This window comes from Corynebacterium sp. MSK006, assembly GCF_030232385.1.
In the GTDB taxonomy this organism is placed as follows: Bacteria; Actinomycetota; Actinomycetes; order Mycobacteriales; family Mycobacteriaceae; genus Corynebacterium; species Corynebacterium frankenforstense_A.
Genome location: NZ_JASPJZ010000001.1, coordinates 43,205 through 56,346 on the forward strand (window position 1 = coordinate 43,205; position 13,142 = coordinate 56,346).

Consider the following 13,142-nt stretch of genomic DNA (forward strand, 5'->3'; position numbering starts at 1 on the left):
ATGGCGAACTACACCGCTGCGGATGTCAAGAAGCTGCGCGAGAAGACCGGCTCCGGGATGCTCGACTGCAAGAAGGCGCTCGACGAGACCTCGGGCGACTTCGAGAAGGCCGTCGAGATCCTGCGCGTCAAGGGCGCGAAGGACGTGGGCAAGCGCGCCGAGCGCAACGCCCTCGAGGGTCTGATCGCCGTCTCCGGCAACACGATGATCGAGGTCAACTCCGAGACCGACTTCGTGGCCAAGAACGCCGAGTTCAAGGAGACCGCGCAGAAGATCGCCGACGCCGCCGCCGAGGCCAAGGCCAACAGCGCCGAGGAGCTCAACGAGGTCCAGGTCGAGGGCCAGTCCGCCCACGACTACCTCGAGGCCCTCTCCGCCAAGATCGGCGAGAAGCTGCAGCTGCGCCGTGCCGCCACCGTCGAGGGCGAGCACGTCTCCGTCTACCTGCACCAGCGTTCGGCGGACCTGCCGCCGGCCGTCGGTGTGCTCGTGGCCTACACCGGTGAGGGCGAGGACGCCGAGGCCGGCGCCCACGCCGCCGCCATGCAGGTCGCCGCTCTCAAGGCGAAGTACCTCACCCGCGAGGACGTCCCCGCCGACGTCATCGAGAAGGAGCGCGGCATCGCCGAGAAGATCACCCGCGAGGAGGGCAAGCCCGAGAAGGCGATCCCGAAGATCGTGGAGGGTCGTCTCAACGGCTTCTACAAGGACGTCGTGCTGCTGGACCAGCCGTCCGTGGCCGACAACAAGAAGACCGTCAAGCAGGTCGCCGACGAGGCCGGCGTGACCCTCACCGGGTTCGCCCGCTTCGAGGTCGGCCAGGAGTAACTCCGGCCCGACCGCTTTTTCCGGGGAACACTCCCCGGGCAATGCAGACGCGGCGGTGGTGTGTGTCATAGGGTGCGCCCTATGTCCGCCACCGCCGCGTCTTCAATTTCCGACGCCCCCGCAGCGCCGACGGGGCCTGCGTCCCTGTCCGCCGTCGCCGACTGGTGCCACGCCGCCAAAGCGGACCAGTCGAAGCTGCGCGAGGACCTCGTCCACCCGACCCCGGAGGGGGCCGCGGCCTCCTCGCACGCGGTGCGCGACGCCCTGGAGCACCGGCGTGCGGGCGACCGCACGGTGCCCGGGGTCAGCGGGGTCTGACGCGGCCGGGGCGGCACTCGGGGCACGGGCACCGGCGCGGTAGGATGTCCGCGAGGCGCAGACCGCCCGGCAGTGACCGACCACCAGGAAAATAAGGAGCCGACAGTGACCCTCTCGGAGGAGACGACCCGCCAGCGCACCGGATACAAGCGGGTGATGCTCAAACTGGGCGGTGAGATGTTCGGCGGCGGACAGGTCGGCATCGACCCCGACGTCGTCGAGAACGTCGCCCGGCAGATCGCCGAGGTCGCCAACGCCGGCACCGAGGTCGCCGTCGTCATCGGCGGCGGCAACTTCTTCCGCGGCGCCCAGCTGCAGCAGCGTGGCATGGACCGCGCCCGCTCCGACTACATGGGCATGCTCGGCACCGTGATGAACTGCCTGGCTCTGCAGGACTTCCTGCTCCAGGAGGGCGTCGAGTGCCGCGTGCAGACCGCCATCAACATGGCACAGATCGCCGAGCCCTACCTGCCGCTGCGTGCCTCCCGCCACCTGGAGAAGGGCCGCGTGGTCATCTTCGGCGCCGGCATGGGCATGCCGTACTTCTCCACCGACACCACCGCCGCCCAGCGTGCCCTCGAGATCGGCTGCGAGGTGCTGCTGATGGCCAAGGCCGTCGACGGCGTCTACTCCGCCGACCCGCGCGTGGACTCGAACGCCGAGCTCTTCGACGAGATCACCCCGCGCGAGGTCATCGAGCGCGGCCTGAAGGTCGCCGACGCCACCGCGTTCAGCCTGTGCATGGACAACAACATGCCGATCCTGGTGTTCAACCTGCTCACCGAGGGCAATATCGCGCGCGCCGTCAGCGGCGAGCGCATCGGGACCCTGGTGCAGTCCTGATAGATTTGTCCTGTACGCGAAAACCCTCCGAACCGAGACGTAAGGACCTGATTTTCCGATGATCGACGACATTCTGCTGGACTCCGAGGAGCGCATGGAGGCCACGGTCGAGCACACCCGCGAGGACCTGACCACCATCCGTACCGGCCGCGCGAACCCCTCGATGTTCAACGGGGTCATCGCCGAGTACTACGGGGTGCCGACGCCGATCACCCAGATGTCCACCATCTCGGTGCCGGAGCCGCGCATGCTGCTGATCAAGCCCTACGAGCCCTCCGTGATGGAGGAGATCGAGAAGGCCATCCGCAACTCCGACCTCGGCGTGAACCCGACCAACGACGGCCAGGTGCTGCGCGTGACCGTGCCGCAGCTGACCGAGGAGCGCCGCCGCGACATGGTCAAGGTGGCCAAGTCCAAGGGCGAGGACGGCAAGATCGCCATCCGCAACATCCGCCGCAAGGGCATGGAGCAGCTCAAGAAGCTGCAGAAGGACGGCGACGCAGGCGAGGACGAGGTCCAGGCCGCCGAGAAGGAGCTCGACAAGCTCACCCACACCCAGGTGGGCAAGATCGACGAGCTCGTCGAGGCCAAGGAAGGCGAGCTGATGGAGGTCTAGCCTCCGCCACACCGGTCGTACCCGCGGCCGGACACCCCGGACGCTCCGGCGTCCGGGTATGTGAGAACCAGCCAGCCGCAGCCTCGGCCGCCGGGGGAGACCTCGCGGGCGAGAACGACAAAGGAGCCAGCTCAGGTGAGTGAGACCCCCAGCGGGCAGCCGGGGCGGGCAGATGCCCGCACGGCGCCCGAGGCCGCACCGGCCAAGGCCCGCCGCCTCGGCTTCAAGCCGAAGAACTCCGCCGGACGCGACCTGAAGAAGGCGGTCGCCGTGGGCGTGGGGCTCGGCCTGCTGGTGCTCATCGCGGCCCTGACCGGGCCGTTCGCCTGGTACCCGCTGGTGGCCGCCGCCGCGGGGCTGGCGACCTGGGAGGTCTGCAGCCGGCTGCGCGAACACGGCTACGTGGTCCACCCGATCACGCTGATCGTCGGCGGCCAGGTCATGCTCTGGGCCTCCTGGCCCTTCGGGGTGACCGGCATCGCCACCGGCTTCGTCGCCGCCGCCCTGGTGGTCATGTTCGGCAGGCTCTTCCACCGCGGGCGCAACCACGCCCCGGAGAACTACCTGCGCGACACCGGCGTCTCCATCTTCGTGCTGACGTGGGTGCCGCTCTTCGCGGCCTTCGCCGCGATGATCTCGCGCCTCGGCGGGCCGCACCTGGACGCGGGTGCGTTCATCATCACCTTCGTCGTCTGCGTGATCGCCTCCGACACCGGAGGCTACGTCACCGGCGTACTCTTCGGCTCGCACCCCCTGGCCCCGGCCGTGAGCCCCAACAAGTCCGTCGAGGGCTTCATCGGCTCCGTGGTCTGGGCGGCGGTGGCCGGCACGCTGCTGGTCTGCCTGCTGCTCGACCACGCCTGGTACCTGGGCCTGGCACTCGGTGCCCTCATGGCCGTGTGCGCCACGCTCGGCGACCTGGTCGAGTCGCAGTTCAAGCGCGACCTGAAGATCAAGGACATGTCGGGCATGCTGCCCGGCCACGGCGGCCTGATGGACCGCCTCGACGGGCTGCTGCCGGCGGCGATGGTCAGCTGGCTGCTGCTCAGTATCGTCGCCTGATCCGGCGGCTACCCGCGCTTGGCGGCGCGGCGCAGCTCGAACATGCGCACCCCGCCGACCAGCGCCATGATCAGCGCGCCGACGATGGCGGCCAGGAGGAAGCCCACGCCCGAGGGCACGGAGAACTCCCAGGCGAACAGCTTCAGCTCGACGGCCTCGGGGTTCTGCATGATGAAGACGAGCAGCAGGATCAGCAGCAGCGCGCCGATGATCATCGCCACCCACGTCGACCCGGCGACGGTGCGCCCGGTCCCGCGCGGCTCATCGCGGCGCTCCTCCCGCGGCTCGGAACGCTCCGAGGGCTCCACGCGCTCGGCGCGCTCGGCGCGCCGCGCACCCTCGGCGGGCGTGCCCTCCTCCCGGACCACCGGGACGTCGGAAATCGGGGCCTCGTCGAAGGCGTCGGGCGTGGCCCCGGCGTAGGGGTCGGCGGGGGAGTGGGCGTCGTCGGCGCCGCGGCCGGCGGGGTAACTGTTCGTCATGGCTCCATTGTGCCCGAGCGCGATTCGAAAACGGGGCCGTGGGGTGTGAGAATGGGGCCACTATGGCTACTCCCGTTCCCCTGCAGTTCGCCGCCCCCAAGCGCGGCATGCCGCCGAAGCACTTCGCCGACCTCTCCGAGGACGCGCGCATCGAGGCGCTCGCCGAGCTCGGCCTGCCCAAGTTCCGCGCCGACCAGATCGCCCGCCACTACTACGTGCGCCACGAGGCGGACCCCCTGACGATGACGGACCTTCCCGCCGCCGCCCGCGAGGAGGTCGCCGAGACGCTCTTCCCGCAGCTGATGCAGCCGCTGCGCCACCTGACCACCGACGACGGTGAGACCCGCAAGACGCTGTGGCGCCTGCACGACTCCACGCTGCTCGAGAGCGTGCTCATGCGCTACCCGGGCCGGGCCACGCTGTGCGTGTCCTCCCAGGCCGGCTGCGGCATGAACTGCCCGTTCTGCGCCACCGGGCAGGGCGGTCTGGACCGCAACCTGTCCACCGGCGAGATCGTCGACCAGGTCCGCAACGCCGCCGCGACGATGGCCGCCGAGGGCAAGCGCCTGTCCAACGTCGTCTTCATGGGCATGGGCGAGCCGCTGGCCAACTACAAGCGCGTCGTCTCCGCCGTGCGCCAGATCACCGCCCCCGGCCCGCACGGCTTCGGCATCTCCCAGCGCGGCGTGACCGTCTCGACGGTGGGGCTGGCCCCGGCGATCCGGCGTCTGGCCGACGAGGAGCTCTCCGTGCGCCTGGCGGTCTCGCTGCACACCCCGGACGACGAGCTGCGCGACACCCTGGTGCCGGTCAACAACCGCTGGCCGGTCGCCGAGGTCCTCGACGCCGCCCGCTACTACGCGGACAAGTCCGGCCGGCGCGTCTCGATCGAGTACGCGCTCATCCGCGACAAGAACGACCAGCCGTGGCGCGCCGACATGCTGGGCAAGAAGCTGCACAAGGCGCTCGGCCCCAAGGTGCACGTCAACGTCATCCCGCTGAACCCGACCCCGGGCAGCGAGTGGGACGCCTCGCCGAAGGAGCGCCAGGACGAGTTTGTCCGCCGCGTCATCGCCCAGGGCGTGCCGTGCACGGTGCGCGACACCAAGGGCTCGGAGATCGCCGCGGCCTGCGGCCAGCTCAAGGCCGACGAGCAGCAGTCCGCCTGATCCGGCGCACAGAAAGGTCCCCCGTCCACCAGGAAGGTGGGCGGGGGACCGTCGTCTGTAGGCGCGCGGCGCGCGCGGTGCCTAGTGCTGCTCGGTCGCGGCGTGGGCGCCGCCCTCGGTCACGGCGTGCGCGGCCGGGGCCTCGGACTGCGGCAGGCGGCGCAGGTCGGCCACCCGGGAGGGCTCGATGTTCAGCGCGCGCAGCTGCGAGTCGGTCAGGTCGGCGTAGGCGCCGGACAGGGTGGCCTGGTCGTAGGCCCAGTCGGGCTCCTGGTGGCCGACCGGCTTGTTGCGCGCCGACAGGGTGCGCACCTGGCTCAGCTTCGGCTGGAAGAGCAGCAGGAGCAGGCCGAGGGCGATGACGATGGCCAAGCCGTTGAGCCAGATGGTCTCAACGTGGCCGCGGTGGTTACCGAAGTTCATCGCGAGCAGGAAGATCACGGAGATCCAGCCGGCCAGCTGGATGGCGCGGTTGCCGATGCCGTGCCAGCCCCACGCCGCGGAGGGCTCGTCGAGGGTGGACACGCCGTTGTAGATCTCGGCCTTGGGCTCGTGGTTACCTGCCACGGTGCAATCTCCTTTGCGCGCGCTGGGAAAAGCTCGTTCTTCGCGTCCATTCTGCCACACGGAGGGCCGAAACCGGCCACGGGACCGACCTTGGAATAGGCCCGGTCATTCTTTCGTCTGCCCCCTCCCGGGGCGGGTGGACGGCCTCCGCGGGGTGGTGCGGTGCCCGTACGTTCAATTTCCGACGTCCCGCCCCACTCCGTGGGCGGTTCCCCCGTCGTGGGCGGGCGGCGCCCGCGCGGGGCGCGGCCGGGGCGTGGTCCGGGCGCAGCCGGGGCGCACCGCGCACGCATTGTCCGCGAACGCAGCGTCACCGCGTGGTCCGGGCGCAGCCGGGGCGCGCCCGCGCGGGGCGGGCGAAAATGGAACAATGGTCGCCGTGACTGAGCAGAACAGGAAACGCATCGTCCTTCTGGGCTCCACCGGATCCATCGGCACGCAGGCCCTCGAGGTCGTCTCCGAGCACCCCGAGCGCTTCGAGGTCGTCGGCATCGCCGCCGGCGGCGGCAACCCCGCCGCGCTGGCCGAGCAGGCCGAGACCCTGGGCCTGGCGCCCGGGCGCGTGGCCGTGGCCGACGATTCGGCTGCCCGCCGGGTGGCCGAGCGCCTCGGCGGCGAGGTCATCGCCGGCGCCGACGCCGCCCGCGTGCTCGTCGAGGAGACCGCCGGCGAGGTCGACACCGTGCTCAACGGCATGGTCGGCTCGCAGGGCCTGCCCGCCACCCTGGCCACCATCGACTCCGGGGCCACCCTGGCCCTGGCCAACAAGGAGTCCCTCGTCGCCGGCGGCCACCTGGTCACCCGGCGCGCCAAGCCCGGCCAGATCGTGCCGGTCGACTCCGAGCACTCCGCCATGGCGCAGGCCATGCGCGGCGGCTCGCGCGCCGAGGTCGCCCGCCTGGTGCTCACCGCCTCCGGCGGGCCGTTCCGCGGCTGGGACCGGCGCCGCATGTGGCCGGTCACCCCGGAACAGGCCGGCAAGCACCCGGTGTGGTCGATGGGCCAGATGAACACGCTCAACTCCGCCACCCTGGTCAACAAGGGCCTGGAGCTCATCGAGGCGACGCTGCTCTTCGACGTCGCCCCCGACGACGTCGACGTGGTGGTCCACCCGCAGTCGATCATCCACTCCATGGTCACCTTCGCCGACGGCGTGACCATCGCCGAGGCCTCCCGGCCCTCGATGCGCCTGCCGATCTCGCTGGCGCTCGGCTGGCCGGACCGCGTGCCCGAGGTCGAGCCCTTCCTCGACTTCGGCAGCACCTACTCCTGGGACTTCGCGCCCCTGGACAACAAGAACTTCCCGGCCGTGGAGCTGGCCCGGGACACGGCCCGGCGCGGCGGGACGTGGCCGGCGGTCTACAACGCCGCCAACGAGGAGGCCGCCGACGCCTTCCTCAACGGGCGCCTGCGCTTCCCGCAGATCGTCGACGTCATCGAGGAGGTCCTCGCCGGTGCCGACGACTTCGCCGGCCGCCCGCGCGACATCGAGGACGTCTACGCCGCCGAGCGCACCGCGCGCGAGCGTGCGCGTGCGGCCGCGGAGAAGGCGGCCGGCTAGGTGGTCGCCTACATCGCCGGGGTGACGCTGTTCGCCCTGGGCATCGCGGTCACCATCGCGCTGCACGAGGCTGGCCACCTGGTGGCGGCCCGCAGCTTCGGCATGCGCGTGCGCCGCTACATGATCGGCTTCGGCCCCGAGGTCTTCTCCAGGAAGATCGGCCAGACCCGCTACGGCGTGTGCGCCCTGCCGCTCGGCGGCTTCTGCGAGATCGCCGGCATGACGGCCCTCGACGAGGTCACCGAGGACGAGGAGCCCTACGCCATGCGCAACCAGGCCCGCTGGAAGCGGGTCGTGGTGCTGCTCGGCGGGATCCTGATGAACCTCTTGATCGGCTTCACCATCCTCTACGGGGTGGCCGTCACCAGCGGCATCCCCAACCCCTACGCCGACCGCACCGCCGTGGTCGGCGAGGTGCTGCCCGACGGCACGGCCGCGGCCGCCGACATCGAGGTCGGCGACCGGATCCTGGCCGTCGACGGCGAGGAGATCCCGGACTTCCTCACCCTGCGCGACACCGTGCGCGGCATGCCCGGCGGTGACGCCGAGCTGACCGTCGAGCGCGACGGCGCCGAGCGCACGGTGACCGTGGACGTCGCCGACGCCGGGGAAGTGGGCGCGGTCGGCCTGGTCGGCGCCCCGGTGCCCGAGGCCGTCAAGCGCTTCGGGCCGGTGGAGGCCGTGCCGGCCACCGGCGCCTACACCGGCGAGCTGCTGCAGGGCACGCTCACCGCGCTGGGCAAGCTGCCCGCCCAGATCCCCGGGGTGGTCGCCAGCATCTTCGGTGCCGAGCGCTCCCAGGAGTCGCCGATGAGCGTCGTCGGCGCCTCCCGCGTCGGCGGCGAGCTGGTCGAGCGGTCCCTCTGGGACATCTTCTGGATGATGCTGGCCTCGCTGAACTTCTTCCTGGCGCTGTTCAACCTCATCCCGCTGCCGCCCTTCGACGGCGGGCACGTCGCCGTCGTCGTCTGGGAGGCCGTGCGCGACCGGATCCGCGCCCTGCGCGGGCTGCCGCCGGCCGGTCCGGCCGACTACACCCGGCTGCTGCCGCTGACCTACACCGTCGGCGCCGCGCTGCTGGCACTGGGCGCGGTGGTCATCGTCGCCGACGTGGTCAACCCGGTACGCCTCTTCGGCTGAGCCGGCGCCCGCCGGGGCGCCCGTCGCGGCGCGCACCCGCCGCGGCCCGGCCTCCCGACCCGCAGTGACGCCGGGCGGTAGAATCGGCGCGAACCCGTTTGACCCAAGGAGCATGCACAGTGTCGAATACCGTCGGTCTCGGACTCCCCGACGCACCGCCGCCCACCCTGGCCCCGCGCCGCAAGACCCGCCAGCTGATGGTGGGCGACGTCGGTGTCGGCTCCGACTATCCGGTCTCCGTGCAGTCGATGACCACGACGCGCACCCACGACGTCAACGCGACCCTGCAGCAGATCGCCCAGCTGACGGCGACCGGCTGCGACATCGTGCGCGTCGCCTGCCCGAAGACGGTGGACGCCGACGCGCTGCCCGCGATCGCGAAGAAGTCGCCGATCCCGGTCATCGCGGACATCCATTTCCAGCCGAAGTACATCTTCGCCGCCATCGACGCCGGCTGCGCGGCCGTGCGCGTCAACCCGGGTAACATCCGCGAGTTCGACGGCCGCGTCAAGGAGGTCGCCAAGGCCGCCGGTGACGCGGGCGTGCCGATCCGCATCGGAGTCAACGCCGGTTCGCTGGACAAGCGCCTGCTGGAGAAGTACGGCAAGGCCACCCCGGAGGCCCTGGTCGAGTCCGCCATCTGGGAGGCCAGCCTCTTCGAGGAGTACGGCTTCGGCGACATCGCCATCTCCGTCAAGCACAACGACCCGGTCGTCATGGTCGAGGCCTACCGTCAGCTGGCCGCCAAGACCGACTACCCGCTGCACCTGGGTGTCACCGAGGCCGGCCCGGCCTTCCAGGGCACCATCAAGTCCTCCGTGGCCTTCGGCTGGCTGCTCGGCTCCGGCATCGGCGACACCATCCGGGTCTCCCTGTCGGCCGACCCGGTCGAGGAGATCAAGGTCGGCGACCAGATCCTGCAGTCGCTGAACCTGCGCCAGCGCGGTCTCGAGATCGTTTCCTGCCCGTCCTGCGGACGCGCCCAGGTGGACGTCTACACCCTGGCCGAGGAAGTCACCGCCGGCATGGAGGGCCTCGACATCCCGCTGCGCGTCGCCGTGATGGGCTGCGTGGTCAACGGCCCGGGCGAGGCTCGCGACGCCGACCTCGGCGTGGCCTCCGGCAACGGCAAGGGCCAGATCTTCGTCAAGGGCGAGGTCATCAAGACCGTGCCCGAGTCCAAGATCGTCGAGACCCTGCTCGAGGAGGCCCAGCGCCTCGCCGAGGACATGGACCCCGACGAGCTGTCCGCCGCCCAGAACAACGGCGCCGGCCCGTCCGTGCGCGTCACGGGGTAGCACCGTGCGCAGGCTGCTGGCGTTTCTTCTCACCGCGGCCCTCGCTGCCGCGGGCCTGGTCGCCTGCACCCCGAAGCCGCCGTCGGCCGAACCGGTCGCGGCGGACTTCCTGGCGGCGCTGGCCGAGGCCGACCTCGACACGGTGGCCGGCCTCGTCGACTCACCCGACGAGGCCCGTGCCGCGACCGAGCAGACCTGGTCCGGACTGCAGGCCGAGGGCCTCGACGCCGAGCTGACCGGGCTGGACACGCCCGAGTCGACCGACGCGGCCACCGCGACCGCGCACGCCCGCCTGACCTGGCACCTGCCGCGCGGGCGCGACTTCGCCTACGACACGGACGTGAACCTGCAGCGCGAGGGGCGCGACTGGACCGTGCACTGGCAGCCGACCGTGCTGCACCCGCGCCTGGGTGCGCACCAGCACCTCGAGCTGCGCCCCGTCGTCGCCGAGAAGGCCAGCGTCGTCAGCTCCGACGGCGTCGCCCTGCTCACCCCCGGCGTGCGCCACCGCCTGCTCGTCGACGGCTCCAAGACAGACACCCCCGGCAAGCTCTCCCGCGAGATCACCGAGGCCCTGCACGCCGCCGACGTCGACGCCGGCATCGACCCCGCGGAGCTGGAGAAGAACCTGCGCGAGACCGACGGGCCGTACTCGGTGACGATGCTCGACGACGCCGCGGCCGACGGCGTCGCCAAGCGCTTCGCCGGGGACGACGCGGTCACCCTCAACGACGAGGCCGCGATGGTCACCCCGGAGCCCGGCTTCGCCCCGGACATCCTCTCGCGCGTGCGTGCCGCCGTCGGCGACGAGCTCGACGGCGCGAACGGCTGGCGGGTCGCCGTGGTCAACCCGGAGGGCAACGAGCTTGACGACGTCGAGCACCACGACGCGCGGCTGGCACCTGCGGTGCGCGTGAGCATCGACCACTCCGTCCAGCTGGCCGCCCAGCGTGCTCTGGAGGCGCACGCGAAGCAGAAGGCCGTGATCGTGGCCGTGCGTCCCTCCAACGGCGACATCCTCGCCGTCGCCCAGACCCCGGAGGCTGACAAGGACGGCGACATCGCCCTGACCGGGCAGTACCCGCCCGGATCCGTGTTCAAGATGATCACCGCCACCGCCGGCGTGGCCGACGAGGGGCTGACCCCCGACTCGACGGTGCCGTGCCCGGGAACGATGGACATCTACGGGCGCACGGTGACCAACTACAACGCCTCCGGCGTCGGCGACACCTCCCTGGAGACCGCCTTCGCCCGGTCGTGCAACACCACCTTCGCCGACATCTCCACCAAGCTGGAGCCCGGCCAGCTCGAGCACACCGCCAAGCAGTTCGGTCTGGGGCTCAGCTACGACATCCCCGGCCTCGAGACCGTCACCGGCTCGGTGCCCTTCGGCGAGACCCCGCTGGACCGCACCGAGTCCGGCTACGGCCAGGGCCTCGACCTGGCCAGCCCCTTCGGCCTGGCGATGGTGGCAGCCACCGCGGCGGCCGGGCGCACCCCGACCCCGCAGCTGGTCACGGGGCGTGAGACGACGGTCGACGAACAGATCGAGCCGCCGGACCCGGAGGCCATCGCGGCGCTGCAGCGCATGATGCGCACGGTGGTCACCAACGGCACGGCCGCCGGCATGAGCGCCGGGGGAGAGATCCACGGCAAGACCGGTGAGGCCGAGGTCAACGACGGCTCGCACGCCTGGTTCGCGGGCTACCGCGACGACATCGCCTTCGCCACGCTCGTCGTCTACGGCGGCGGCTCCGAGACCTCGGTGGCCATCACCGACGAGTTCTTCCGGCACCTCGACGGCGACGCGAACCCCGAGGAGATCGGCGCGGCACCCGGGGAGGCCGGGCAGCCGTAGCCGGTATTACTATGAGGCGCATGACCGAACGCGCGAAGCTGACTGAAGGCAAGCCCACCCCCATCCGGACCGTCCCGGAGTCCATCGAGCGACCCGAGTACGCCTGGAAGGACGAGGTCCAGGAGAACGTGGGCGAGCCCTTCGTCCAGACCCCGGAGACCATCGAGGCGATGCGTGAGACCTCGGAGATCGCCGCCAACGCGCTGGCCGCCGCCGGCGCGGCCGTCGCCCCGGGGGTGACCACCGACGAGATCGACCGGGTCGCCCACGACTACATGTGCGACCACGGCGCCTACCCGTCCACTCTGGGCTACCGCGGCTTCCCCAAGTCCTGCTGCGTCTCGCTCAACGAGATCGTCTGCCACGGCATCCCGGACTCGACCGTCATCGAGGACGGCGACATCGTCAACATCGACGTGACCGCCTACAAGAACGGCGTGCACGGCGACACCAACGCCACCTTCCTGGCCGGGAACGTCTCCGAGGAGCACAAGCTGCTCGTCGAGCGCACCAGGGAGGCCATGATGCGCGGCATCAAGGTGGCCAAGCCGGGTCGCGAGATCAACGTCATCGGCCGTGTCATCGAGAGCTACGCCAAGCGCTTCGGCTACAACGTCGTCACCGACTTCACCGGCCACGGTGTGGGCCCGACCTTCCACAACGGCCTGGTGGTGCTGCACTACGACTCGGAGGCCTACCGCGACATCCTCGAGCCGGGCATGACCCTGACCATCGAGCCGATGATCAACCTGGGCGACCTGGCCTACGACATCTGGGACAACGGCTGGACCGTGCAGAACCGCGACGGTAAGTTCACCGCCCAGTTCGAGCACACCCTGGTCATCACCGAGGACGGCAACGAGATCCTCACCCTGCCCACCGAGACCTTCTGATCCGGTGAGCCCCCGGCGCCCTCGTGGCCGCCCGGGGCACACGAAAGACCCGCCGCGCACTCGCGCGGCGGGTCTGTTCTTTCGGTGGAAGTCGGTCCTTTTCCGGAGGGGAGTTAGCCGGGCAGGATGCCGTTGTACTTCAGCCAGTTGACGGCGCCGATGATGCCGCCGATGACGGTGCCGATGAGGCCGGCGTAGGTCACGGCGATCCAGGTCTTGGCCGGGTTGTTGACCTTGTCCCAGCGGGTCTCGTCGCCGAAGGCGTCGTGGCCGATGAAGTCGCGGTCGTCCTCGATGTCCGGGGTGCGCTCGCCGTCCTGCTTGAAGGAGTCGAAGAACTCGGAGTTGTTGGACGGGGCGTGCGGCTCGCCCTGGCCCTCGGACGCGGCGGTCGGCTGCTGGTCGGAGGACTGGGCGGAGGCGACGGTGGTACCGGTCAGGGTGACGGCGGCGGTGGCGACGGCCACGGCTATGGTGCGGAAGGAACGCATGGGTTCTTGTCCTTTA

General features: G+C 70.9%; 14 protein-coding genes. 11 read left to right on the forward strand and 3 right to left on the reverse strand.

Annotation, left to right across the window (positions count from 1 at the left end):
- The 5 genes from tsf (at position 1) to QQA02_RS00210 (ending at position 3,667) form a co-directional block, all read left to right on the forward strand.
- Positions 1-828, forward strand: coding sequence for a translation elongation factor Ts (gene tsf / locus QQA02_RS00190; protein WP_284862906.1), 828 nt, complete (start codon positions 1-3; stop codon positions 826-828).
- An 81-nt stretch (positions 829-909) separates the two neighbouring features.
- Positions 910-1,146, forward strand: coding sequence for an SGNH/GDSL hydrolase family protein (locus QQA02_RS00195; RefSeq protein WP_284862907.1), 237 nt, complete (start codon positions 910-912; stop codon positions 1,144-1,146).
- Positions 1,147-1,302: 156 nt separating this feature from the next.
- The gene (pyrH, locus tag QQA02_RS00200) at positions 1,303-1,989 is read left to right on the forward strand and encodes a UMP kinase (RefSeq protein ID WP_284863043.1); all 687 of its coding nucleotides are present in this window, start codon (positions 1,303-1,305) and stop codon (positions 1,987-1,989) included.
- Positions 1,990-2,047: 58 nt separating this feature from the next.
- Entirely contained in the window at positions 2,048-2,605 is a 558-nt protein-coding gene (gene frr / locus QQA02_RS00205; protein ID WP_284773288.1) for a ribosome recycling factor, read from the forward strand.
- A gap of 252 nt (positions 2,606-2,857) precedes the next feature.
- Complete coding sequence (locus tag QQA02_RS00210) at positions 2,858-3,667, forward strand: phosphatidate cytidylyltransferase (RefSeq protein ID WP_284863044.1); 810 nt, start codon at positions 2,858-2,860, stop codon at positions 3,665-3,667.
- A gap of 8 nt (positions 3,668-3,675) precedes the next feature.
- On the opposite strand, the gene QQA02_RS00215 is transcribed toward QQA02_RS00210, so the two are convergent.
- Complete coding sequence (locus tag QQA02_RS00215) at positions 3,676-4,149, reverse strand: LapA family protein (protein WP_284862908.1); 474 nt, start codon at positions 4,147-4,149, stop codon at positions 3,676-3,678.
- Between the two features lie 62 nt (positions 4,150-4,211).
- On the opposite strand from QQA02_RS00215, the gene rlmN reads away from it, so the two are divergent.
- Positions 4,212-5,318 carry a dual-specificity RNA methyltransferase RlmN gene (gene rlmN, locus QQA02_RS00220; RefSeq protein ID WP_284862909.1) on the forward strand — a complete coding sequence of 369 codons (1,107 nt, stop codon included), beginning with the start codon at positions 4,212-4,214 and terminating at the stop codon, positions 5,316-5,318.
- 81 nt (positions 5,319-5,399) lie between these two features.
- Here the strand turns inward: rlmN and QQA02_RS00225 are convergent, their stop codons facing one another.
- On the reverse strand, positions 5,400-5,885 hold the full coding sequence (locus tag QQA02_RS00225; protein ID WP_284773291.1) for a DUF2631 domain-containing protein: 486 nt from the start codon (positions 5,883-5,885) through the stop codon (positions 5,400-5,402).
- Positions 5,886-6,255: 370 nt separating this feature from the next.
- Between QQA02_RS00225 and dxr the strand changes: the two genes are divergently transcribed.
- The 5 genes from dxr (at position 6,256) to map (ending at position 12,635) form a co-directional block, all read left to right on the forward strand.
- Positions 6,256-7,446 (forward strand): 1-deoxy-D-xylulose-5-phosphate reductoisomerase, encoded by a 1,191-nt coding sequence (dxr, locus tag QQA02_RS00230; protein WP_284862910.1) that lies wholly within the window; start codon positions 6,256-6,258, stop codon positions 7,444-7,446.
- Positions 7,447-8,586 (forward strand): M50 family metallopeptidase, encoded by a 1,140-nt coding sequence (locus tag QQA02_RS00235; RefSeq protein ID WP_284862911.1) that lies wholly within the window; start codon positions 7,447-7,449, stop codon positions 8,584-8,586.
- Positions 8,587-8,705: 119 nt separating this feature from the next.
- Complete coding sequence (gene ispG, locus QQA02_RS00240; RefSeq protein ID WP_284862912.1) at positions 8,706-9,884, forward strand: flavodoxin-dependent (E)-4-hydroxy-3-methylbut-2-enyl-diphosphate synthase; 1,179 nt, start codon at positions 8,706-8,708, stop codon at positions 9,882-9,884.
- Positions 9,885-9,888: 4 nt separating this feature from the next.
- A complete protein-coding gene (locus tag QQA02_RS00245; protein ID WP_284773298.1) occupies positions 9,889-11,742 on the forward strand; it encodes a penicillin-binding transpeptidase domain-containing protein in 1,854 nt (617 codons plus the stop codon).
- A gap of 20 nt (positions 11,743-11,762) precedes the next feature.
- Positions 11,763-12,635 (forward strand): type I methionyl aminopeptidase, encoded by an 873-nt coding sequence (gene map / locus QQA02_RS00250; protein ID WP_284862913.1) that lies wholly within the window; start codon positions 11,763-11,765, stop codon positions 12,633-12,635.
- Between the two features lie 113 nt (positions 12,636-12,748).
- On the opposite strand, the gene QQA02_RS00255 is transcribed toward map, so the two are convergent.
- Positions 12,749-13,126: a hypothetical protein gene (locus QQA02_RS00255; protein WP_284862914.1), complete on the reverse strand. Its 378-nt coding sequence runs from the start codon at positions 13,124-13,126 to the stop codon at positions 12,749-12,751.
- Between the last annotated feature and the right edge of the window lie 16 nt (positions 13,127-13,142).